This window comes from Virgibacillus sp. GM2-2, assembly GCF_055329585.1.
Genome location: NZ_JBUZWC010000002.1, coordinates 163595 through 186435, shown reverse-complemented (window position 1 = coordinate 186435; position 22841 = coordinate 163595). Strand labels below are relative to the sequence as shown.

At 35.5% G+C, this 22841-nt stretch carries 20 protein-coding genes and 6 tRNA genes; 2 read left to right on the top strand and 24 right to left on the bottom strand.

What is annotated here, in order from left to right; all coding sequences use genetic code 11:
• Positions 1-135: 135 nt before the first annotated feature.
• The 11 genes from ACY9Z2_RS04665 to ACY9Z2_RS04615 all read right to left on the bottom strand — a co-directional run bounded on the left by ACY9Z2_RS04665 (position 136) and on the right by ACY9Z2_RS04615 (position 8073).
• Positions 136-2232, bottom strand: a complete 2097-nt coding sequence (locus ACY9Z2_RS04665; RefSeq protein ID WP_463608451.1) for a peptidoglycan D,D-transpeptidase FtsI family protein — start codon at positions 2230-2232, stop codon at positions 136-138.
• Positions 2233-2311: 79 nt separating this feature from the next.
• Positions 2312-3583, bottom strand: a complete 1272-nt coding sequence (locus ACY9Z2_RS04660; RefSeq protein ID WP_463608450.1) for an MFS transporter — start codon at positions 3581-3583, stop codon at positions 2312-2314.
• 124 nt (positions 3584-3707) lie between these two features.
• On the bottom strand, positions 3708-4319 hold the full coding sequence (gene sodA, locus ACY9Z2_RS04655; protein ID WP_463608449.1) for a superoxide dismutase SodA: 612 nt from the start codon (positions 4317-4319) through the stop codon (positions 3708-3710).
• A gap of 227 nt (positions 4320-4546) precedes the next feature.
• Positions 4547-4619, bottom strand: a tRNA-Phe gene (locus ACY9Z2_RS04650).
• A 179-nt stretch (positions 4620-4798) separates the two neighbouring features.
• Positions 4799-4891, bottom strand: a tRNA-Ser gene (locus ACY9Z2_RS04645).
• Positions 4892-4902: 11 nt separating this feature from the next.
• Positions 4903-4979, bottom strand: a tRNA-Ile gene (locus ACY9Z2_RS04640).
• 6 nt (positions 4980-4985) lie between these two features.
• A tRNA-His gene (locus ACY9Z2_RS04635) sits at positions 4986-5061 on the bottom strand.
• 23 nt (positions 5062-5084) lie between these two features.
• Positions 5085-5161: transfer RNA gene (locus tag ACY9Z2_RS04630), tRNA-Met, on the bottom strand.
• Between the two features lie 3 nt (positions 5162-5164).
• A tRNA-Asn gene (locus ACY9Z2_RS04625) sits at positions 5165-5239 on the bottom strand.
• 373 nt (positions 5240-5612) lie between these two features.
• Positions 5613-7238, bottom strand: coding sequence for a Na/Pi cotransporter family protein (locus ACY9Z2_RS04620; protein ID WP_463608448.1), 1626 nt, complete (start codon positions 7236-7238; stop codon positions 5613-5615).
• Positions 7239-7440: 202 nt separating this feature from the next.
• Entirely contained in the window at positions 7441-8073 is a 633-nt protein-coding gene (locus ACY9Z2_RS04615; protein ID WP_463608447.1) for an NfeD family protein, read from the bottom strand.
• Between the two features lie 67 nt (positions 8074-8140).
• Here ACY9Z2_RS04615 and ACY9Z2_RS04610 point away from each other — a divergent pair, with 67 nt between their 5' ends.
• Positions 8141-8464: a hypothetical protein gene (locus ACY9Z2_RS04610; RefSeq protein WP_463608446.1), complete on the top strand. Its 324-nt coding sequence runs from the start codon at positions 8141-8143 to the stop codon at positions 8462-8464.
• A gap of 22 nt (positions 8465-8486) precedes the next feature.
• Here ACY9Z2_RS04610 and ACY9Z2_RS04605 read toward each other — a convergent pair whose 3' ends face one another.
• Positions 8487-8891, bottom strand: coding sequence for a hypothetical protein (locus tag ACY9Z2_RS04605; protein ID WP_463608445.1), 405 nt, complete (start codon positions 8889-8891; stop codon positions 8487-8489).
• Between the two features lie 220 nt (positions 8892-9111).
• On the opposite strand from ACY9Z2_RS04605, the gene ACY9Z2_RS04600 reads away from it, so the two are divergent.
• Positions 9112-9393 carry a DUF2624 domain-containing protein gene (locus ACY9Z2_RS04600; protein WP_463608444.1) on the top strand — a complete coding sequence of 94 codons (282 nt, stop codon included), beginning with the start codon at positions 9112-9114 and terminating at the stop codon, positions 9391-9393.
• A 41-nt stretch (positions 9394-9434) separates the two neighbouring features.
• Here the strand turns inward: ACY9Z2_RS04600 and ACY9Z2_RS04595 are convergent, their stop codons facing one another.
• The 12 genes from ACY9Z2_RS04595 to glyQ form a co-directional block, all read right to left on the bottom strand.
• Positions 9435-10328, bottom strand: a complete 894-nt coding sequence (locus tag ACY9Z2_RS04595; protein ID WP_463608443.1) for a deoxyribonuclease IV — start codon at positions 10326-10328, stop codon at positions 9435-9437.
• Positions 10329-10348: 20 nt separating this feature from the next.
• Entirely contained in the window at positions 10349-11662 is a 1314-nt protein-coding gene (locus ACY9Z2_RS04590) for a DEAD/DEAH box helicase (protein WP_463608442.1), read from the bottom strand.
• A 100-nt stretch (positions 11663-11762) separates the two neighbouring features.
• Entirely contained in the window at positions 11763-12878 is a 1116-nt protein-coding gene (locus ACY9Z2_RS04585; RefSeq protein WP_463608441.1) for a Nif3-like dinuclear metal center hexameric protein, read from the bottom strand.
• Positions 12862-13575 carry a tRNA (adenine(22)-N(1))-methyltransferase gene (locus tag ACY9Z2_RS04580; RefSeq protein WP_463608440.1) on the bottom strand — a complete coding sequence of 238 codons (714 nt, stop codon included), beginning with the start codon at positions 13573-13575 and terminating at the stop codon, positions 12862-12864. The genes ACY9Z2_RS04585 and ACY9Z2_RS04580 overlap by 17 nt, the downstream gene beginning before the upstream one ends.
• Positions 13576-13760: 185 nt before the next feature.
• The gene (gene cccA / locus ACY9Z2_RS04575; RefSeq protein WP_463608439.1) at positions 13761-14135 is read right to left on the bottom strand and encodes a cytochrome c550; all 375 of its coding nucleotides are present in this window, start codon (positions 14133-14135) and stop codon (positions 13761-13763) included.
• Between the two features lie 101 nt (positions 14136-14236).
• The gene (locus ACY9Z2_RS04570) at positions 14237-14788 is read right to left on the bottom strand and encodes a hypothetical protein (protein ID WP_463608438.1); all 552 of its coding nucleotides are present in this window, start codon (positions 14786-14788) and stop codon (positions 14237-14239) included.
• Between the two features lie 96 nt (positions 14789-14884).
• Entirely contained in the window at positions 14885-16006 is a 1122-nt protein-coding gene (rpoD, locus tag ACY9Z2_RS04565; protein ID WP_463608437.1) for an RNA polymerase sigma factor RpoD, read from the bottom strand.
• Between the two features lie 30 nt (positions 16007-16036).
• Positions 16037-17848 carry a DNA primase gene (gene dnaG, locus ACY9Z2_RS04560; RefSeq protein WP_463608436.1) on the bottom strand — a complete coding sequence of 604 codons (1812 nt, stop codon included), beginning with the start codon at positions 17846-17848 and terminating at the stop codon, positions 16037-16039.
• A gap of 459 nt (positions 17849-18307) precedes the next feature.
• Positions 18308-19111, bottom strand: coding sequence for a pyruvate, water dikinase regulatory protein (locus ACY9Z2_RS04555; protein WP_463608435.1), 804 nt, complete (start codon positions 19109-19111; stop codon positions 18308-18310).
• Positions 19112-19127: 16 nt separating this feature from the next.
• A complete protein-coding gene (ccpN, locus tag ACY9Z2_RS04550) occupies positions 19128-19757 on the bottom strand; it encodes a transcriptional regulator CcpN (protein ID WP_463608434.1) in 630 nt (209 codons plus the stop codon).
• Positions 19758-19836: 79 nt separating this feature from the next.
• Positions 19837-21924, bottom strand: coding sequence for a glycine--tRNA ligase subunit beta (gene glyS, locus ACY9Z2_RS04545; RefSeq protein ID WP_463608433.1), 2088 nt, complete (start codon positions 21922-21924; stop codon positions 19837-19839).
• The gene (gene glyQ, locus ACY9Z2_RS04540) at positions 21924-22802 is read right to left on the bottom strand and encodes a glycine--tRNA ligase subunit alpha (RefSeq protein WP_463608432.1); all 879 of its coding nucleotides are present in this window, start codon (positions 22800-22802) and stop codon (positions 21924-21926) included. Before glyQ ends, glyS begins: the two co-directional genes overlap by 1 nt.
• Between the last annotated feature and the right edge of the window lie 39 nt (positions 22803-22841).

Sequence of the window (22841 nt, the reverse complement as noted above, 5' to 3'; positions counted from 1 at the left end):
AGAAAGCTATTTTATTGATAAATTGGTTAAAAATGAGCTTCTATTTGTGATTTTCACTATGAATAAATTTAGGTAATGTTTCCTAGAAAATAAAAAATCCCAAATTGCTAGATTGCAATTCAGGATTTCTTTTTATTATTCAACTTCTGATTCAGTTACTTCCTTCTGTTCCTCACTACGTTTTTCTTTTAATTGGAAATACGTATCTAAAATCTTTTCGCCTATTACATCATTTAAATGATAATCATTATTTATCCCAGTGTTCGGGACGACAATGGCGAACGCTACTTCTGGATTTTCATACGGGGCATAACCGACTAAGTTTAAATTTAATGTGTCAACCCCTCTTATAATTTCACCTTTATCATTACGAATAAAATAACGGTTTTGGGCTGTACCTGTTTTACCAGCTGATGTATACTCCTTATCAGCAAAATAGCTATACGCTGTTCCTCCAGGGACTTGGAATGCCATTTTAAATCCTTCTTGAACACGTTCGATTAAATTCTGATCCATTGTAATACGGTTTAATACCTCCGTGTTCATGCTCTTATACACTGGTCCAAGTTCACCTTCATATGGTGTCGGTTTACGAATTGACTTGGCAAAAGTAGGTTGGACACGATAACCGTCGTTAGCAATCGTTGAAACATACTGTGCTAATTGCATCGTCGTGTACGTATCATATTGGCCAATAGAAAAGTCTAATAATAGACCACCCTGCTTCGTGGAACCTTCATAACCAGTTGATTCATATGGAAAATCCACACCGGTTGGCACACCTAATCCAAACTGACTATAGTAATTTCGCAATTCTCTAAACGATGATGGATCGAATTGCAACTTTTCGTTTGGTTCATAATTGAAATCGCCAGCCATGCGCATTGCAATATAAAACATGTATACGTTAGAAGATTCTTGTAATGCTGTTAGATCACTCATCCACCCTAGCGCACCATCTGTATAGGAACTTTTTTCAGGGGTTCCGGCTATTTTTATAGGTGCATCATAAAAACGTTGGCGAGGTTCTATAACACCTGATTCATAACCAGCCAGAACCGTAGCACCTTTTACAGTAGACCCTGCTCGGTGTGCTGCGTACATGGTACCATAGGCAACATTTTTAAATTCTCCAGTTTCTCGGTTGTATTCCTGTCCTGACACCGCTAATAGTTCACCTGTTTGTGGATCCATTACAACAGCATATGCTTCACTTAAATATGGGTTAGGATGCTCATATATTGCTTTCTTTATTTCTTCACGAAGGATTTGATCAACCTTCTTCTGGAATTCCATATCAATAGATAGAACAAGGTCTTTACCTCTTTCACCTTCTACAACGACATCCGAGTCAATCACTAATCCATCTTTATTTGTTGTGTATTGAATTTGTTCTTTTCTTCCTCGTAAAACACTTTCGTACTGCTCTTCTAATCCACTTGTACCTACACGGTCATTCCGGCTATACCCTCTTGTGATATAAAAATCTTCCCGTTCTTTTGGTATGCCCTGCTCTTGCGAGGTAATAGAACCAAAAATACTTCTTAGCGTATCATCGTACGGATACACTCTTTCCCAGTCAGTTGTTGCATTGATGCCCGGTAATTGTGCAAGATGTTCAGAGACCTTGGCATATTCTTCTGCCGTAACCCCTTCATTTTTTACAACGTGGGGACTTAACGAATAAGCTTTATCTAATTCAGTTTTAATATTGATTATTTCTTTTTGCTGCTTTGTAAAGCCATTAATTTCTTCTTTTGTAATTCGATCCAGCATTAACTGGTACTCTTCTCCGTTATCAAGTTCTTTTATCTCTTTTTCTGATAAACGGCTTTTTGCTTCTTCTTCATGTTTCAAATACCAAAATTCTTTTAAATTTCGTTCAGTTAATTCGCCTTTTTCAGGAACCATATCAATATACTCTGCTAAATCTCTAGCAACATCTAGTCGTTCTTCCGCTGTGGTTCCCTTCGCTGGAGTGTATGTAATTGCATAAAGCGGTTTGTTACCTACAACTACATTGTGGTTTGAATCCAAAATTCTTCCCCTAGGAACAGGAATTTTAGACGTATCTTTGATGGTACGATTAACTTCCTTCTGATAACCTTCCCCATTCACTATTTGTACAATTCCAAGTCGTAAAATCAAACCAGAAAATAATAAAAATACAATAAAAAATAATATATTTAGACGAAAGGGAAGTTGAGCCTTCTTCTTTTTCTTTTTAACCATTTAATATCTCCCTTTTTCAATGACAAGTTAGCTTAGTTATAATTCATTATAACATTTACAAGGGAACTTTCTAAGCCTATTAACGATTTTTTTCATCAGGGAGTTCTTCTTTTTTCATAATTTCTTCATCTTTTTCGGTCACAAGAAAGATATCCTTCGCAAAAAAGTATATAAACAAATGTCCAGCTCCAAATGTAATTAATAATATAGGGATAATTTTTTCAGCATCAATCACTGTAACAGCTATCAAAAAGATGACGATAGAAGTCACTCTACCTGCATTTACGAACAATTCACGGACAACAATATATTCTATACGAAGATCGCGTGCCCTCCACGCTTTTCCAATTACATCATAGGTTAACGAAGCGTAAGGGACATTGATTATCGGATAAGCAATACCAATTAATATTGCATACACAATAAGAATTGGATAGCTAACATTAAATATAATGATATAAACCGCAGAATAAAGAATTAACGCTCCAATTAAGATTGCTTTTTTTCGTAAATTGGGTTTTATAAACTTCGTAGCTAAGAAATAAAAAATAAACGAAAGCCCAGATAAGAATAAATTAAACATCCCTAGTGCGAGCTCGCTACCAGTTGCGATAAATACCCATATTGCAATAACAAATAAGAAGATCCCTTCTCTTAGCCCCTGAAAAACGTGTGCATGTAAAATATTTTTCCAATTCTTATTATGTTTTCGTTCATGTAATATCCGTTTAAAGTGATACGCACCTTCTGCCTGTCGCCTACTTAGAAAAAAGCTACAGATTACGGCACCAATAAACATTAGAAATGATACAGTAAAGATGGTCTTGTAACCAAAATTTTGATCCATTTTAGCAATGATAATCCCTGCGATTAATGGTCCAATCATGCCACCAAAAGATTGTAATACACCAAGGAACCCGTTAAAAACGTCTCGAGTATCCGGTTCAGTGATCTCAAAGGTTAAAACGTTAAATGCAAGCCAGTAAAAACCAAATCCGATTCCCAAAAGACTACCTAAAAGGATATGAAAAGACGAAGCAGCATCTCCAATAAATAATACACTCAAAAAAAATAGAGATAAGAACGTTACCCCTAATCGTAAAACAATAATTCGATCGACCTTTTTTGCCATCTTTCCGGCTAGTATAAACGTAAGCGGCTGAAAGATGTAAATCCCTAAATTATACAGTGCAATCGTTATGTAATCACCAGACTGTTTCCAAAGATAAATATTCACAAATGTATTAGATAAAAATAAACCCAACGAATAAAGTCCACCTATAACTAATAAAAAGGTTAAGTCACGATTTTCTTTTATTTTTTCAACGATGTATTGTTTATATCTCTGCATAGTGAATTACTCCTCCTGTGTTCCTTGTTAGTTTGAACAATTCACCGAGAGATATTCAAGCGGATAGCCTTAAACAGAATTAAAGCGTAGGGCACATTGCCCTACGCTCATTTCATACAATTATTTATTTAGCTTCATTATAGTTCTTTGTTACTTCATCCCAGTTAACTACATTCCAGAATGCTGAAACATAATCAGGACGTTTGTTTTGATACTTAAGGTAGTATGCATGCTCCCATACATCTAATCCTAAAATTGGAGTTTTTCCATCGCTTAATGGATTATCTTGGTTTGGAGTACTGGTAACTTCAAGCTCACCATTGTTAACAACAAGCCATGCCCAACCAGATCCAAAACGGGTTTTAGCAGCTTCTTCAAACTCTTCTTTAAACTTATCAAAGCTACCGAATTTGTTGTTAATTTTATCAGCTAATTCACCTGAAGGCTCCCCGCCACCATTTGGTGAAAGAACTTTCCAGAATAGGCTATGGTTTGCGTGACCGCCACCATTGTTACGTACTGCTGTACGGATATTTTCTGGTACCGAGTCAAGATTTGCTACTAAGTCTTCAATTGACTTATCTTGTAAATCAGCATGACCTTCAAGCGCACCATTTAATTTTGTAACGTAAGTATTATGATGCTTCGTATGGTGGATGTTCATTGTTTCTTTATCGATTGTTGGTTCTAAAGCATCGTATGCATAATGTAATTCTGGTAATTCAAATTTTGCCATGATTAAACGTCCTCCCTTAATATTTATGATAATAAAAGGAGTGAAAATTCACCCTTTTAATGAAAGATTATCAGAGCTTTGAGCGACATGCAACTTATATGCATATTTTTACAATTGCTTTATCAAAGCATCCTTAGATACTATTTCACGAATCTTTAGCGTTCAAACATATTTTTAAAGAAAAAATCAGTTTATCGAGATAGTCTCAATAAACTGATTTAATAAGATGGCTCAGGACGGAATCGAACCGCCGACACAAGGATTTTCAGTCCTTTGCTCTACCGACTGAGCTACTGAGCCGTAAATAATTTATAATGTTAAATGTCAAACTGACTAAAATTTACTTTGAAGATTATTCAATGTAGATGTGCTCGTCGTGTTCTGAAGCAGAACTCCTCGCAAGCCTGCACATAGAAGCTTACTCAAGGATGTTTGCGGCTCTCTACCGAATGAGCTACTGAGCCGAGATAAATTATGTATGGAGGAGGTAGAGGGATTCGAACCCCCGCGCGGTTTGACCCGCCTGTCGGTTTTCAAGACCGATCCCTTCAGCCAGACTTGGGTATACCTCCGAGTTTTAAAATGGTGGACCCTGCAGGACTCGAACCTGCGACCGATCGGTTATGAGCCGATAGCTCTAACCAGCTGAGCTAAGGGTCCTTTTTATGGGGCGACCGGTGGGGATCGAACCCACGAATGCCGGAGCCACAATCCGGTGCGTTCACCACTTCGCCACGACCGCCATAAAAATATATTAAATTAAATTGGTAGCGGCGGAGGGGATCGAACCCCCGACCTCACGGGTATGAACCGTACGCTCTCGCCAGCTGAGCTACACCGCCATTTGGCTCCACAGGTAGGATTCGAACCTACGACCGATCGGTTAACAGCCGATAGCTCTACCACTGAGCTACTGTGGAATAATCAAAAAAAGTAAATCATACTGCTATAATCCTACTTGGGTCTACTCGTCACAAATTACGTTCCTCGCATGATCTCACAAAACCAAAACCGTTCGATCAAGCTACTGTGGAATAATCTTAAAAAATAAATCATACTGCTATAATCATGAGTCACATTATGTAATAGAATATCAACAAGCGACGAAATATAATTTACCATGTAGAAAGAAATATGTCAATATATTTCTTAAAGAATTTCATAATAACTAGGACAACTTCTCTCGAGCAACATTAATTACTATAGCACTTTCTCGATTATTTTTCAATTTTTAATTTCTAAAAATCAAAGATTAGCATCCGAATTAGATGCTAATCTCTAATTAAACTGATTTTATTCACCTAAAACAGCTTCAGCAATATTAACGGAGTGATCACCGATTCGTTCTAGATTACTGATCATATCAACAAAAACTATTCCTGCTGAACCACTACATAAGCCTTCGTTCATGCGAATAATATGTTTCTTACGGAAACTGCGCTCCATTTTGTCAATTTCATCCTCTTTTTGGACGACCGCAAGTGCTTCCTCTCGATTCATTCCATCTAAAGCACTTACCGCTTGTTTCACAGTAAGAATGGTTAAATCGAACATATTATTTAAATCTTCTTGTGCTTGTTCAGTTAAATTGACTTTATTAGAAATTTTATAATCAATCAGTTCTATAATATTTTCGAAATGATCACCAATTCGTTCAATATCTCTTACAGAATCCATTAATGCAGTATGCTTTTCACTTTCCGATTCTGATAAAGATCCAGCAGATACATCAACTAGGTATTCCGTAATTTTTTTATCTAGGTTGTTTAATGCCCCTTCAATTTGCATTGCAGTTTCGGCATTCTTCTTTTGGTGTGTGACCAAATATTGATTTGTTTCTTCAAGTCCTTGTGCAGCATATTCACCCATGCGGATTACTTCCATCTTAGCTTGATCTAATGCTAGTGATGAGGATTGCTGAATAAAGATTGGATCTAAATGCTTTGGTTTATATTCAATCGTTACATCTTCCCCAGGAATTAATTTTGTAACTAACCAAGCTAGTGCACCAATAAACGGAAATTGAATAATGGTATTAATGAGATTAAAGCTACCATGTGCAAATGCAATTGTCATTTCTTCATTTAAATTAAATTGCTCTTGTAAAAACATTACGTATTGAGTGAAAAATCCTATCAACGATAAAAATATAGTTGTACCAATTAAGTTGAAAAATACGTGCGTAAATGCAGCTCTTCTTGCAGCAACACTCGCACCAATCGACGCTAATACTGCTGTAATGGTTGTTCCAATATTATCACCAAATAGGACAGGAATCGCTGCTTTGAGTTCTAAAGCTCCCTCAGCGAAAAGCCCTTGTAGTATACCAATAGTTGCACTTGAACTTTGAACAATTACTGTAAAAAGTGTACCGATTACTACGCCTAAAATTGGGTTTTGACTCATATTAAGTGTTAGCTCTTGAAATGCTTCCAATGATCGAAGTGGATGCATTCCACTGCTCATTAATTCTAGGCCAAAGAACAGTGCACCAAATCCAAAGATCGTTTGCCCAATGTTTGTTATTTTTTGATTGTTAAAGAAAAATATTAAGAAACAACCTACTGCAATAATTGGAAGTGCATATTCCCCTAAATCAATACCGATAATGAATGCAGTAACCGTAGTACCAATATTTGCACCCATAATAACCCCAATAGCTTGTCTTAATGTCATAAATCCTGCATTAACTAAGCCAACTGTTAAAACAGTTGTTCCAGAACTACTTTGAATTAGTATCGTTACAATGATACCAGCTAATACACCTAAAAAAGGATTGGTTGTGAATTTATCAAGGATATCACGTAATTTATCTCCAGCTGACTTCTGTAATCCATCTCCCATAAATTTAATACCAAGAAGAAAAATACCTAGTCCGCCAACAAATTCAAAAATCAGCTTTTGAATATCAATTTCCAATGGTTATTCCATCCCTTCAATTTTTGTTGATTTTTGTCACATTCGTTACCATTATTAACGATATGTAAGTGTTTTGTAAAGTGTCAACTTAAAAATTTACATTAAATTTACATTCGTTTATTCACTGTTATATTATTAGTAGTAATTTGATTGAACTGTCTTTTTTATTCCCATAAATAAAACCCATGCAATTACATGAGTTTTATTTCGCTATTTTCTCAACAAGTATTTTTGTTCCATCGACTTTTACTACTTTTATCTTCGTATCCTTTACCATCCATTGTCCATTAGAAACCGCGCTATAATCTTTATCATTGATCCTAACCGTTCCAACTGGTCGTAAGTTATTCAGCGTAATACCCGTTTGATGCAATAAACTATCGTATTCCTCATTCAGAGAATTATATCCCGCTTCTCTAGTTAATCTATCTCTTAAAGTGATTTTTGACCACATTTCTCGATGCTTGAACACTTTCAAAAATAGTAATGACGAGAATCCACCAACCAACACACCGATAACAGAATATAATCCAGCGGTTAATGTTGGAGCACTAATTGCCACAGAGACTAGCATACATGCTAAACCTAATGTTGCAAGCGTACCATCATTTAAAAGTTTCCCGTCAATAATAATTAGTAATAAACCAACGAAATAAATGATAAGCATAATAATAAATGAGCTTGTTTCTAAGTAAACTGAAAAATAAACAGTTATGAAGCCGATGCCTAATAAACCAAATATACCGCGCATGTTAACCCAAACTTCGCCTAAAAGAAATAGTGTCCCTAGTCCAGTGATAACTAGCCCGATCCATTGATATGAGAAGATATCCATATCCATCCCTCCTGTATCTATTATACGGTATATAGAAACCATTTGTTTCATAAAAGGAGTATGAATAATGAATTTTTTTAAAAAATCTTTTCTGTACCTTATTTTCATTCTACTTTTAACCAGTATTTATCATGATCTTAGCTCTGGCAGCCTAACTACAGTTCAAGATGAGAAGAAAATACATACAACCATTAAAATCAATTCTGTAAAGATCCAGGCCCTACCTGGTCAATCATTATTATCCATAGTTGAAAACTACAGTACCTCAGAATCATTAGATATAGAGCAGATTATAAACGATTTTAAGAAGCTTAACCCAAGTACAGACCCATATTTTTTAGAAGCGTATGAATACTATTCTATCCCTGTATATACAGAAAAAGGAGGTTGACTCTCAGTCAACCTCCTGTTGTTTACAAATATGGAAGTACAAATAAAGTAATTAGAATGGAAATCGCACCAGCTATGATAGCTGTATTACCAAGCGTATCTGCATCTCTACTTTTAGCTATAAATCCAACAATAATCCCAGCCCCACCCAGGATAATTGGCATGAAAAAGAAGGACGCAATGGATAATATTAGTGCAACCCATCCGACTGCACTATTTACGTTTGATCTTGTTTCCGTATCATCGCGGTGGTTAACCCGATTATCGAAATCATCTGCTGTTAATTCCTGTGCCATTTCTTCATCTCGGTTATCAGTATCCACTGGAACAGGTGTGTTACCGTATAAATTGGCAGTGTTGATTTCGTGATCTGGTGCTTCTTCTTCCATTTCTGGTTTTTCACGGCCGTCCTGCCTATATCGATCCATAAACTTCATTCCTCGCTTTCTTTAAATGAGGTGTGACTTAGTTTATGGATTAACTCGTTAAATTTTCGTGTAAGTTATTGGCAATAGCCTTTTGCCTAAGCAGAGGTTAATTGGCATATTAAGTATACAAATACATATTATTTTTATATAAGTTGTTCTGTAAAACTTTTTGTTTCGATTGCATACCATGTATATGCATACAATATAAAGGAGCGAAAATATGTCAAAGATAATGAAGGAAATCATCACAAATAAAATTAAGCAAACTTCGCCTGAAGAATTGCTACACTATAGTAAAAAATATGGGTTTTCACTGTCACAGGCAGAAGCAAAACAAATAACTGCTTATATACGATCCCATCCGTTTGATCCGTTCAGTGAATCAGAGCGCGCAATTCTCTTTAAGGAACTTGCTACGATCACTGATGTTCGCACTGCAAAAAAAGCACAAAATTTATTTAATGAGCTTGTAAAGTCTTACGGATTGCAATCACTTTTCTAAAACGTAAGAGGAAGAGAACCTGAATAGGCTCTCTTCCCCTTTTATTGTTCCATAATTTTATCTTTTAACCCTTCGTCAAAAGAACCCTCTTTAATCATATTAATTTCATATTTATATGGTGGCTTTTTGTTTTTCTTGTCAAGCCCAACGTATGGAGTCTCTAATATTTTTGGTAATTCTGTAAGCTGTGGATGATAAATAACTTTATGAAGTGCTTCAAATCCGATGTATCCAAAACCGATATTTTCATGTCGATCTTTATGTGCAGAACGATCATTTTTACTATCGTTTACGTGAACTACCTTAAGTCGATCCAACCCAATAATTTTATCGAATTGATTTAGAACACCATCAAAATCGTTTACTACATCATATCCAGCATCATGAATATGACACGTATCTAAACACACGGATAGCTTATCATTCAAACGTACCCCGTCAAAAATTTTAGCAAGTTCATCAAACGTACGACCGATTTCCGTTCCTTTACCTGCCATTGTTTCAAGTGCAATTTGCATAGTCTGATCATTTTCTAATACTTCATTTAATCCTTCTATAATTTTCTTAATACCCTCGTCTACTCCAGCTCCCACATGCGCACCTGGATGTAAAACAATTTGTTTTGCTCCTAATGCCGATGATCGTTCTATCTCGTTGCGTAAGAAGTCTACACCAAGTTCAAAAGTAGCAGGTTTGGTCGTGTTTCCTATATTAATGATATATGGAGCATGTACTACAACCTCTGAAATACCATTTTCCTTCATATGTGCTTGTCCAGCCTCAATATTTAATTCCTCTATCGGTTTTCTTCTTGTATTTTGTGGTGCGCCAGTATACACCATAAATACATTTGAACCATATGAAACTGCTTCTTCACTTGATCCTAAAAGCATTTTTTTCCCACTCATTGATACATGTGATCCGATTTTAACCAATGTATACACCCCGTTTTTCTTTATTTTTTCTTATACTTCGTTTTATTTAATCGTCTTTTTATAGACTCTTGTTGTTTTTTCATTTTCTTTTTGTAGCCTGGTTTAACCTTTTTCGTTTTTTTCACACGTTTCCATGCTTCTTTATCAACATCAGCATCCGTTTTTCCTCTTAAATTGCGTTCATTCCAGGACTTCATTTCAACCCAATCACCATTTTTAACATCGTAAAAATTAAAGCTTAGACCTTTTTGTTCTAGCTTATTAATAAGTTTAATATCTTCTTCATTGTAAAGGCTAATAGCAGTACCTTCCATGCCTGCACGAGCAGTACGCCCAACTCGGTGCACGTAAAAATCTTCTTCTTTTGGTAGCTGTGCATTAATTACGTGACTTACACCTTTAATATCGATTCCTCTTGATGCAAGGTCGGTAGCTACAATGTATTGATAACGGAGATTTTGAATATCTTTTAACGTGCGTTTCCGTTCACGCGGTGATAACCCGCCATGAATAATCCCAACTTCTAAGCCTTTAGCCAGTAAAGATTCCGAAAGTTGATTCGCTTGCTCTTTTCCATTCGTAAATATAATAGCAAGATATGGATTAATTATATTTGCTATCTCCACAATGATATCCGCTTCATTACGGTGTTTTGTACTAATTAGTCGATGTTCCATTGTTTCGGGTGATAACTTATCGTCGATTTTAACATGTAAAGGGTTTTCTAAATATTTTTTGAAAAAATGTTCTAATCGTTGCGGTATGGTCGCTGAAAATACAAGTAATTGAACATCCCTACTCGAACGCACAAGCAATTGATCTACATCATCAATAAATCCAAGATCTAACATTAAATCAGCTTCATCAATGACAAATGATGTTGCCGAATAAATAGAGATTGCTTCCTCTTTTACTAGATCCAATATTCTTCCCGGCGTTCCAACAATAATGTGTGGTGGTTCTTTTAACTTTTCCACCATTTTCTGTTTATCTGTACCACCAACCAGCAATTTTGCTTTCCAATGATGTTCTTTATCGGCAAATTGAATTATCTTTTTTACTTCGTTATAGATTTGTGTAGCTAATTCCCTTGTTGGTGCAGTAATAACAAATTGAACCGTTTGTTTCGATTCGTCCAACTGATTAAACATTGGTAACAGATAAGCATGTGTTTTACCTGATCCTGTATGTGATTGACCAATAACACTTGTGCCTTTCAATATTGCAGGGATAACCTCTTGTTGGATGAGCGTTGGATTTTTAAATTGCAATTTTTCTATTACATCAAACAGAAAAGGTCGGAACTGTAATTGATCAAAATTCTTATTTTTCATTAATAAACTCCTTTAAATGCCATTAAAGCACTTTTTACTACAAAATTATCTACTTTCATTATAGAGCATATTTCATCTGCATGCACTTGTTTACGTATTTTTACACAAACTGAAATGGTTCTGTATTGGAATGTGAAATAATGATTTCTACATTACTCGTTTTATGCTGTTTTTTAAGATATCTATATGTTGCTTGTTTCATTACTTTCTCAACGTGATGCCCAGGGTCAATTACTGATAAGCCCATTTGCCATGCATCTTGCGCCTCGTGAAAGGTCATATCTCCTGTTAGATACACATCGGCACCTTTGTTTTTTGCTATCTGAATAAAATCTGCTCCACTACCACCGAGTATTGCTATTGATTTTACCAATCTATTTAAATCACCTGTTACACGTAATGTTGGAACCTCTAGTGCATGCTTCACATGGCTGCAAAGATCATTTAATGTCATTTCCGTGGACAAGTTCGCAATTCTTCCTGCACCATATTTAGTTCCCTCATTGGTTAGACGGAAAAGATCATAAGCAACCTCCTCATAGGGATGGGCTTGCTTCATCTTCTTTATAACAGTGGTGAGTAATTTTTCCGGCACAATCGTTTCGATCTTCACTTCATCAACAGTAGCAGTTTTACCTTTTTCACCAATAAATGGTTTCGTTCCTTCAAGGGGTTTAAAGTTTCCCACACCAGTTGATTGGAATGTACAGTGACTATAGTCACCAATATGGCCTGCGCCTGCATTTCCTAAAGCTTCCTTTACCTCATCTAGATGTGTAGCTGGCACATACACCACCAATTTATAGAGGGCTTCTTTCGACGATTCCATTAATATTTTTTGATCTTTTATATCAAGTGCCTCACAAAGCATGTCACTAACACCATTGGTTGCTGTATCAAGATTTGTATGTGCTGCATAAACGGTAATTTTATTATTGAGCAATTTTTGTATAATGCGGCCTTTAGTTTCATCGGTATTAATTTGTTTAATAGATTTAAATAGTAAAGGGTGATGAGCAATAATTAGGTCAACCTTCTTCTCGACCGCTTCATCGACAACTGATTCTAGAACATCAAGTGTTACCATAACTTTTGTACATTCTCGGTCATATGAACCAATTTGCAATCCAACATTGTCCCAGTCATACGCTAAGTGTTTAGGTGCCCAATCTTCCATCACTTGAAATACATCACAATTTTTAATGATTTTGTTCATCGTACAACTCCTCTCTTATCCACATTAGTTCCATTGAAAATCTTTTCAGTTTTTCAGTTTGTGGTACACTGGCCTGCTCCAATTGCGATAAAACACGTTCTAATTTAGCTTCTTCACTTCTCCACTTTTCATAAAACTCACTTGTCTTTTTATTACCCATTAATATTGGGCCAAATAGAAATTCTTTTTCGGTTAACATCTCTTTTATCTTTTGTTTATCAGCAACGATAATTTCATAATAATGTCCATTTTCTTCGACTATTTCTTCTTTGACTATCCCATAACCTTGATCATTCAACCATTTTCGTACAGTTCTTGCATCAACATTTGGTTGAACAATGATCCGTTGGACTTGCCCAAGTTTTTCAACCCCATTAGATAGTATTGTTCTAATTAATGACCCTCCCATACCAGCAATTACTAGTTGTTCCACTTCATTGGGCTTTAGAACAGATAAACCGTCACCAAGACGGACATCAATAACCCTCTCTAAGTTATGCGCTGTAACCGTGGCCATTGCGCTTGTATATGGCCCTTTTGCCACTTCTCCAGCAATAGCTCTTGCCTTGTTATCCTGTAAACAAACGAAACATGGTAGATAAGCATGGTCCGATCCGATATCAGCGAAACAAGCATCTTTAGGTATATAGGAAGCGATCCTCTGTAAACGTTTAGATATTGGTAACTGTTGATTCATTGTTCTCCCCATCCTAGGTAATATAGTATATATCTTTTAGAAAAACTCGGCATTCGCCTAGTCCTTAATAGCAAGTGCCGAAGTTTTTCTTATAAGGTCTACCATAACTTATACTTTCTGACGTTATAAAGCGGAAAAAAGCTTTCTGTATAAACCCAGAAAGCTTTTCCATTATTTACTTTATTTTATTTCTTTTCAGCTAACCATTTAGCTAGTGCTTCTGCTTGTGCTTGTGGAACTAATCCTGCTGGCATTCCAGTGCCTTTACCATTAAGAATAATGTTTTTAATTTCTTCTTGACTATATCTACTTCCAACTTTAGTTAAGTTAGGTCCTACTCCACCAGTCAAGTCTGCACCGTGACATGAAGCACAATTCTGTTGAAAAATTGCTTCCGGATCAGTAGTTCCTCCTGCACTTTCTTCTTGTTTTTCTCCGCCGCCTTTTTCAGCTTCTTCGATAGCTTTTTGCTGATCTAAACCGACAAATGATACAACAATCACCAATAATAATCCTATAATTGCAATAATAGCATATGGGATAACTGGATTTTTCTTCATTGTGGTTCCTCCTTATGTAATCTCTTAAATGTAATGAATACGCTAACTATAATTAGTTTACTTTATATTTCACCTAGTTTAAAGAGAAAATATGTGACTAATTATAGAACAAAAAATAATGCCATCAATAGTATACCAAAAATACTAGCAACCGGAAGATATTTTATATTCTTTTTCCTTCCTATCATAAACCAAAATAGAAAATTTATGAATAAGAATCCTTTTGTAATCCACTCATTGTCTATATATGTATTACTTAAATAAATAGATGTTAAAAAAATTAACAGCAAGAAAATAGCAAACGATAGATGATAAAACAAATTTTGTGTATTTTTTAACCTTCTATATTGACCATAAGAAAAAAGAATAAAAATAAGTAGTACACCAAGCTGTATGTGGCTTGGAATAAAGGAATTATAATTAATGATGAGTGCAATAGGTAACAACAGAACTAATAAAATTAATTGAACTATACTAAATAATGAACGTATATAATTTGCTTGTTGTTGTTCCTTGTTCTCGATTCCCTCACTAATTTCCTCGCCGTTTGTATATAACGCTAGAAGATAATCACAGTACACAGCAGGCAACATTTTATTTTTCTTCCAATAATGCAACTCATTAATTATCGTTGTAATTCGATCCTCTGACATACATGATCACCTCTAATATAGTTAATTATAACTATATTTGTTAAAAACAAGATAAACAGTCATTGAACACATACCGTGTCAATGACTGAGGAACTCTTACTCGAGGAAATCTTTTAATCGCTTGCTTCTACTTGGGTGGCGAAGCTTTCGTAATGCTTTTGCTTCAATTTGTCGAATACGCTCTCTGGTAACACCGAAGACTTTACCAACTTCTTCTAGGGTTCTAGTTCGGCCATCATCTAGACCAAAACGTAATCGTAATACGTTTTCTTCTCGATCAGTTAATGTGTCTAACACATCTTCAAGTTGTTCTTTAAGCAATTCATATGCTGCGTGATCAGATGGAGAAACTGCTTCTTGGTCCTCAATAAAATCACCTAAATGAGAGTCGTCTTCTTCTCCTATCGGTGTTTCTAAAGAAACTGGTTCTTGGGCAATTTTAAGAATATCCCGAACTTTATCTGGAGTTAACTCCATTTCTTTTCCAATTTCTTCAGGTGTTGGCTCTCTACCTAAGTCTTGTAATAATTGACGCTGTACTCTAATTAGTTTGTTTATCGTTTCCACCATATGGACCGGAATTCTAATTGTTCTCGCTTGGTCAGCAATAGCACGTGTTATTGCCTGGCGAATCCACCATGTTGCATACGTACTGAACTTGAACCCTTTACGATAATCAAATTTTTCTACAGCTTTAATTAGACCCATGTTACCTTCTTGAATTAAATCTAAAAATAACATACCTCGTCCAACATAACGTTTCGCGATACTTACTACCAAACGTAAATTTGCTTCAGCTAGCCGACGTTTCGCTTCTTCATCACCTTTTTCGATTCGGGTAGCAAGGTCAATTTCATCTGAAGCTGACAATAAATCAACACGTCCTATTTCTTTTAAATACATGCGGACTGGGTCGTTTATCTTTATTCCAAGTGGGACACTTAAATCATTTAGATCAAATGTCTCCTCTTTTGATATTTGTTGCATATTGGGATCGTCTTCCGATTCACCTATTACTTCCACACCTTGTTCACCTAGGTACTCATAGAATTCATCCATTTGGTCTGATTCTATCTCAAAATGTGATAAGCGATCAGCAACTTCTTCATACGCCAACGTACCTCTTTTTTTACCCATTTCTACTAGTTGTTCTTTTGTTTGTTCAAGGGTTAATTCGTTTTCATTATCCTTTGTTTGTGAAGGCATGTTTTCGGCCATGAGTCCCCCTCCTTCCATACTTCATATATATCAATTTGAATTTTTTAGCTGCTTTTGGATAGTAAGGATTTGTAATCCGATTTCCAATGCTTTTTTATCATCCTGTTGTTGTTCGGCTAATCGTTGTTCTTCTTTTAAAACCTTAATAGTAGCGACATCGTTCGTTTCAGCACGGATAAATCGGATGTAATCATTAATCTGTTTATCACTAATATTCTCATCCGTATTAATCATTGCGATTTCGATAACGATATTTTTAATATCCTGATCCGTAATTTTTTCAATAAAATTACTAACATCTGCTTGGTTACCTTCTTCATAATATGCATATAAATGCGTTGCTATTATTTTATGTGCATCCATATTGAAAGCTATACCTATTTCCTCCTGCACTCTATCAGTTATGGCTATATCTTTCAACATATATGCAATTAGGTGTTTTTCAGCATTTTGAAAAGCAGGTAATATCTTTTTGGTACGACTTCTATCTGCTTTATTAGTATATCTGTTCTTGTCGCTCTTATCCTTGATTCTTCCTACTTCTTTACGATGAGTAGCCAATTCTTGTTGTAAAGTATCCATTGAAATAGTATATTCATTACTTAACTCTTTTAAGTAATATTCCCGTTCAATGGAATTATCAATCATCGCAAGTTCCTTGAGGACGTTATTTATATACTGAAATCGTTCATCCTCTAGGCTTAAATTATAGCTTTTTTTAATATAACGCATATAAAAAGATATATACGTTTCACTTGCTTTTATCACTTCATTTTGAAATGCAATGTCACCGTATGCGTTTATATAATCATCCGGATCCATTCCGGTTTTTAGACGAGCTATCTTTACTCGACAGCCTTCATTTCGTAGAATGTTTGCAGCTTTGTAAGTAGCCTCTATCCCAGCTTCATCTGCGTCATAACAAATGATTACTGTATCTACATAACGTTTTAATAATCTTGCTTGATTTGTCGTTAAAGACGTACCAAGCGTTGCAATGGCGTTTTTTACGCCAGCTTGGTATGCAGAAATTACATCCATATACCCCTCAAGTAAAACAGCTTCACGCTCTTTTCGGATATGTTTTTTAGCCAAATCGAAGTTATATAATAATCTTCCTTTTTGGAACAATTCACTTTCTGAGCTGTTTAAATACTTGGGTTCCTCATTTGAAAGGGTTCTTCCACCGAATGCAATCGTTTTTCCTAGATGATTTCGTATGGGAAAAATAACTCTTCCACGAAATCGATCTGTTACTTTATTATCCGACTGCAACGATACTAAACCTGCTTTAACAAGTACCTGTTGATGAAATCCCTTTTTTTTGAGAAATTCTGCTGTAAAGTCATGATTGTTTGGTGCAAATCCAAGTTGGAATAAATCAGCAGTTTCATCACTTATTCCCCGATTTCGGAAATAGGAATATCCCTCTTTTCCATCCTTTGTAAATCGTAAAAGATGATGATATAACTTGGTTAACCATTCATATGCTGAAAGTACGCGTTGATTTTCCTCTGAAAAAGAACTATTTTCATTCGTACGCGTTTCTGGTAAGGATATACCACTTCTTTCAGCCAAAAACTGTAATGCTTCATAAAACGAAAATTTTTCCATTTCCATTAAAAATGTCACAACATTTCCACCTTTTCCACAACCGAAGCAGTGAAAAATTTGTTTTTCCTGTGTGACAGAAAAGGACGGGGTTTTTTCCCCATGGAAAGGGCATAAACCAAAATAGTTTCTTCCTTGTTTTTTAAGTTGTACATATTCACCAATTACATCAACAATGTCATTCGCTTTCCGTACTTCTTCTATAATTTCTTCTGGAATTTGATTTGGCATATATACCACCATATTTTATTATTCTAGATAGTTTGAGTAAAAACCTGCATGATTCGACAATATTTTTTCAAAAGCCGAAAAAAATGTCCTTCTATCCTGTAAGTAACTTTAGAAGGAATTTCTAATTTAGATTTTCTATTAACTGCTAACTTATTTTATACCAATCATTTTTACTATTATTGCTCATGGAGTTAATACGTAAACCTCCTTTGATCATATAGATTTAAAATGAAAGATACTGCATGTACTATTTATTCTACATAATAGAAAAAGAATCCTTCTTTATTGTGGATATTTTTTCACTATATATAGACAGAATACATGCATCTTGTTGACACAAAAACTAATTATATATGATATTTTACTAAATTACTAGTATTAAATACTGATACATGATTTCAAAGCCAATCAGTAAAGCACTCTACGTGTCAGTACGTAGAATGCTTTACTAGATTCTGGTTACTTTTTGATCATTTGTAAGATACTATTTGCTGTTTCTTCTACAGCCTTGTTCGAAACATCAACCGTCTTACATCCAATTTTATTAACAACTTTATCAAAGAAGGCAAGTTCCTCATGAATACGATTTAAGTTAGCATAGGTGGCTTTATCTCCAAGTCCAAGTGCCTTCAATCGTTCTTTTCTTATTTCATTTAACTTATCAGGTGTTATTTTTAACCCAATACATTTTTCTGGATCTACCATAAATAACTCATCGGGTGGATCAACTTCTGGCACTAACGGTACGTTGGCTACTTTCAATCGTTTATGTGCTAAATACTGTGATAATGGAGTTTTAGATGTTCTTGATACGCCAATTAATATAATGTCTGCACGAGATATACCTCGCGGATCACGACCATCATCATACTTTACGGCGAATTCTATTGCTTCCACACGTTTAAAATAATCTTCGTCAAGTTGGTGTACCAACCCTGCTTCAAGCCTAGGAGATGTATTAAAAACGCGTTCCATTGATTGCATCATCGGACCCATAATATCGATTGCTTCTACTTCTAATTTTTCTGCTTCACTGTTTAAATATTTGCGTAAATCAGGATCTACTAATGTGAATCCTATAATTGCTCCTTTTTCTTTAGCAAGTTGTAGTGTTTCATCGATAATTTCTTTATCTTCCACATATGGAATACGATGAATTTTATATTCTCCACCGTTAAATTGACTTAAACCTGCTTTTATAACTAATTCTGCAGTTTCTCCAACAGAATCTGATAGAACATAAACAAGTGGTTTCTTTCCCATAAATTATGCTCCTCCTCTATAATTGATCATCCATAATTAATTCAACAAAAGCTTTTGTAATAGTGGTTTTCGTAATTCGACCAACAATTTCATTTCCTGCATCCGTTTCTCTGACTACCGGTAGTCCATCAATTTGTTTATTGATCAATTTATTTGCAGCATCTAATAACAAGTCATCTTTTTTACAGAAGGTAATATTCGGCATTCGCGTCATAATAATATGTACAGGTACATTGGTTAAATCCTGATTCCCTATACTTGCTCGTAATAGATCTTTTCGTGACAGTACTCCTGTTAAGCGTGTCTTTTTATCAACTACAAATAATGTCCCGACATCTTCTAAAAACATAGTTGAAATTGCATCATATACGGAAGCACTTTCATTCACCACAATCGGTATTGATTGAAAATCCCCGACCTTATATTTTTTTACTTTTTCCGTTAATAGTTCTGAGCCTGTTTTACCGGTGAAAAAATAACCAACACGCGGACGTGCGTCCAGAAAACCTGCCATTGTTAATATTGCGAGATCAGGTCGTAATGTTGCTCTTGTTAAGTCTAGTTGTTGTGCTATATTCTCACCAGTAATTGGACCATTTTCTTTTACGATATCAATAATTTTCTCTTGTCTATTCGATAAGTCCACTTTCCCACCACCTACACACCTATTATGTCATACTATTTCTAAATATTATAGACTATTTCGGATGGAAAAGATAGAATGATTAAAATTGTTGCTTCCATTCAATTTTTGTTAAGTCTGCATAGTCATTGATTAAAACTGCAATATTCTTAAGTAATGCTAATCGATTACGTTTTAATTGTTCGTCATCGGCCATAACCATATTATTTTCAAAAAAATCATGGATAGGGTCACTTAACATGGCTAGATAGTCTAATGTTTCCACAGCTAACTTTTGTTCATTCGCTTCGATAAATTTGGGTTTGACTTCCTTATAGTGAGTAAATAATTTTTTTTCAGAGTCTGTCTCAAATAATGATTGGTTAAGTTCCGTATTTTCAGCACTTTTATTTGACAGATTCAGAACTCGCATAAGTGATTCACTTACTGGTTTAAACGCTTCTTTTACACGTTTATCAGCAAGAACTGTTGCTTTTTCCACAGCATAATGAAAAACGCCAATCTCGTTATGCGTAACTGCATCGATAATATCGGATTCTATATTGTTCAGTTTCATGACATGATTTGCTCTTAACCGGAAAAACTCTGTTACGTTCTTCGTTACTGTTTCGCTATCATCTTGTTCGATCTCTTCTTTTTGATAAATATTACGGGTAATAGAGATTAATTTTTCCAAAGCTAGTGGCCATTTTGATTCCATTAATATTCGCAATATCCCGACGGCTTGTCGACGTAATCCATATGGATCCTGAGAACCAGTTGGTGTTAATCCAATTGATATACACCCAACAATTGTATCTAATTTATCAGCGACGCTAACAATTGACCCCACTAATGACGTAGGAAGTGGATCATCTGACTGGAGGGGCAAATAATGTTCTCTTACCGCTTGCGCAACACTTGGGTTTTCATTGTTATGAAGAGCATATTTTTCACCAATTACACCCTGTAAATTGGTAAACTCGTTCACCATATTAGTTGCAAGGTCAAATTTACAGATTTCGGCCGCACGCATAGCTAGATCTGAGGTTGTTTTTTCAACGTGTAAAGCCTTTGCGATATTTTCGGTAATTTTCACAACTCGATTTACTTTTTCAGTAATAGTCCCTAACTTCTCTTGAAATACAACGCGCTCTAATTTTTCTAGATAGAAATCAATGTTATGCTTTTTATCCTCTTCGTAGAAAAAGTCGGCATCTGAAAGACGTGCTCGGATAACTTTTTCATTTCCTTTTGTTACCATATCCATATATTCTTGGTTTCCGTTTCGAACACCAATGAAAGAAGATAATAACTTCCCGTCAGTAGATTTTACTGGAAAATATCTTTGGTGCTCCTTCATTGACGTTATTAAGACTTCGTTTGGAAGGTTTAAGAATTCCTGATCGAATGTGCCAACAAATGCAGTAGGGTATTCAACAAGGTTTCTTACCTCCTGCAATAAATCAGCTTCCACAACGACATTAAATTGATGCTCTTTTTCTAGCTCATTTAGCTGACCAACAATAATTTTTTCTCTTTCTTTCGCGTTAGCAATCACAAAATCACGCTTTAGATCTGCTTCATAGCTTCCAGCCGATGATAGTGTAATGGCACTTCCTAAAAATCGGTGTCCGTATGTCTTGTTTCCAGTAGCTACTCCTGCTACTTCAAATGGAACTACTTCATCACCATAAAGTGCTACAATCCATCGAATTGGTCTAGCGTAACGCATTGTTTGTTCGGCCCAACGCATATTTTTAGGAAATTGTACTGATTCGATAATGGTATGGAAATTCATCAGGAGATTTTTTGTAGATTCTCCTTCAATACGTTTTTGTACAAAAATATATTCCGTGCCATTAATTTCCTTTGTATAGATATCATCGACATTTTTTCCTTGGCCTTTTGTGAATCCGATAGCCGCTTTTGTCCAATTACCCTCTTTGTCTTTGGCAATTTTTAGAGCAGGTCCCTTTGCTTCCTCCTCAACTGTCTCTTGAGATTCGGCAATCCCTCTAATTAATACCGCTAATCGTCTAGGTGTAGAAAATGACTCTATTTTTTCATAGGAAAGACGTAGTTCGTCTAACCACTTTTCGGTTTTTCCCTTTAATTGATTTTCTGCGTCATCAATAAATCGTGCAGGTAATTCCTCTAGTCCTACTTCAAATAAGGCATCCTTTGTCATTATTGCTCCTCCTTTTTGAGCATTGGAAAACCGAGTTTTTCCCGTTCCGCAACATACGTTTTCGCAATCGTTCTAGCCAAATTTCTTATTCGTCCAATATAACCGGTTCGTTCCGTAACTGAGATAACACCTTTCGCATCTAACAAGTTAAACGTATGAGAACATTTCAACACGTAATCATAAGCAGGGAATACTAACCCCTTTTCCATAATTGCTTTTGCTTCCTGCTCATACTTTGAAAACAGATCGAAAAGCATATCAGTATTTGACTCCTCAAACGTATACGTGGAATGCTCATATTCAGGCTGTAAAAAGATATCTCTGACTGTAACGCCATCTGTCCACTCTAGATCAAAAACATTTTCTTTGTCCTGTATATATGACGCTAAACGCTCCAGTCCATATGTAAGTTCGACAGTAACTGGATTCGCCTCTAAACCACCAATTTGTTGAAAATACGTAAATTGTGTAATTTCCATCCCATCTAACCATACTTCCCAGCCCAAACCAGCTGCACCGAGAGTTGGGTTTTCCCAATTATCTTCTACAAAGCGAATATCATGTTTCAAAGGGTCTACTCCTAAAGCTTTCAACGAATCCAGATATAGCTCTTGGATATTATCAGGTGAAGGCTTCATGATTACTTGAAATTGGTGATGTTGGTAAAGGCGGTTCGGGTTTTTACCATATCTGCCATCTGCTGGTCTTCTTGACGGTTCTACGTATGCTACATTCCAAGGTTCGGGTCCTAAACTGCGTAATAACGTCATTGGGGACATTGTTCCAGCACCTTTTTCAACATCGTACGCTTGCATTAAAATGCAATTTTGGTTTGACCAATAGGATTGTAAGGTTAATATCATTTGTTGAATACTCATCTAAATTCTCCTCTTCAATAAAATAAAAAATCCGTCCCT

Bases quoted from the DNA above. Each gene is read 5' to 3' on its own strand.
- ACY9Z2_RS04665 (WP_463608451.1), bottom strand. From the start codon at position 2,232: ATGGTTAAAAAGAAAAAGAAGAAGGCTCAACTTCCCTTTCGTCTAAAT.
- ACY9Z2_RS04660 (WP_463608450.1), bottom strand. From the start codon at position 3,583: ATGCAGAGATATAAACAATACATCGTTGAAAAAATAAAAGAAAATCGT.
- sodA (WP_463608449.1), bottom strand. From the start codon at position 4,319: ATGGCAAAATTTGAATTACCAGAATTACATTATGCATACGATGCTTTA.
- ACY9Z2_RS04615 (WP_463608447.1), bottom strand. From the start codon at position 8,073: ATGGATATCTTCTCATATCAATGGATCGGGCTAGTTATCACTGGACTA.
- ACY9Z2_RS04610 (WP_463608446.1), top strand. From the start codon at position 8,141: ATGAATTTTTTTAAAAAATCTTTTCTGTACCTTATTTTCATTCTACTT.
- ACY9Z2_RS04605 (WP_463608445.1), bottom strand. From the start codon at position 8,891: ATGGATCGATATAGGCAGGACGGCCGTGAAAAACCAGAAATGGAAGAA.
- ACY9Z2_RS04600 (WP_463608444.1), top strand. From the start codon at position 9,112: ATGTCAAAGATAATGAAGGAAATCATCACAAATAAAATTAAGCAAACT.
- ACY9Z2_RS04590 (WP_463608442.1), bottom strand. From the start codon at position 11,662: ATGAAAAATAAGAATTTTGATCAATTACAGTTCCGACCTTTTCTGTTT.
- ACY9Z2_RS04585 (WP_463608441.1), bottom strand. From the start codon at position 12,878: ATGAACAAAATCATTAAAAATTGTGATGTATTTCAAGTGATGGAAGAT.
- ACY9Z2_RS04580 (WP_463608440.1), bottom strand. From the start codon at position 13,575: ATGAATCAACAGTTACCAATATCTAAACGTTTACAGAGGATCGCTTCC.
- cccA (WP_463608439.1), bottom strand. From the start codon at position 14,135: ATGAAGAAAAATCCAGTTATCCCATATGCTATTATTGCAATTATAGGA.
- ACY9Z2_RS04570 (WP_463608438.1), bottom strand. From the start codon at position 14,788: ATGTCAGAGGATCGAATTACAACGATAATTAATGAGTTGCATTATTGG.
- rpoD (WP_463608437.1), bottom strand. From the start codon at position 16,006: ATGGCCGAAAACATGCCTTCACAAACAAAGGATAATGAAAACGAATTA.
- dnaG (WP_463608436.1), bottom strand. From the start codon at position 17,848: ATGCCAAATCAAATTCCAGAAGAAATTATAGAAGAAGTACGGAAAGCG.
- ACY9Z2_RS04555 (WP_463608435.1), bottom strand. From the start codon at position 19,111: ATGGGAAAGAAACCACTTGTTTATGTTCTATCAGATTCTGTTGGAGAA.
- glyS (WP_463608433.1), bottom strand. From the start codon at position 21,924: ATGACAAAGGATGCCTTATTTGAAGTAGGACTAGAGGAATTACCTGCA.
- glyQ (WP_463608432.1), bottom strand. From the start codon at position 22,802: ATGAGTATTCAACAAATGATATTAACCTTACAATCCTATTGGTCAAAC.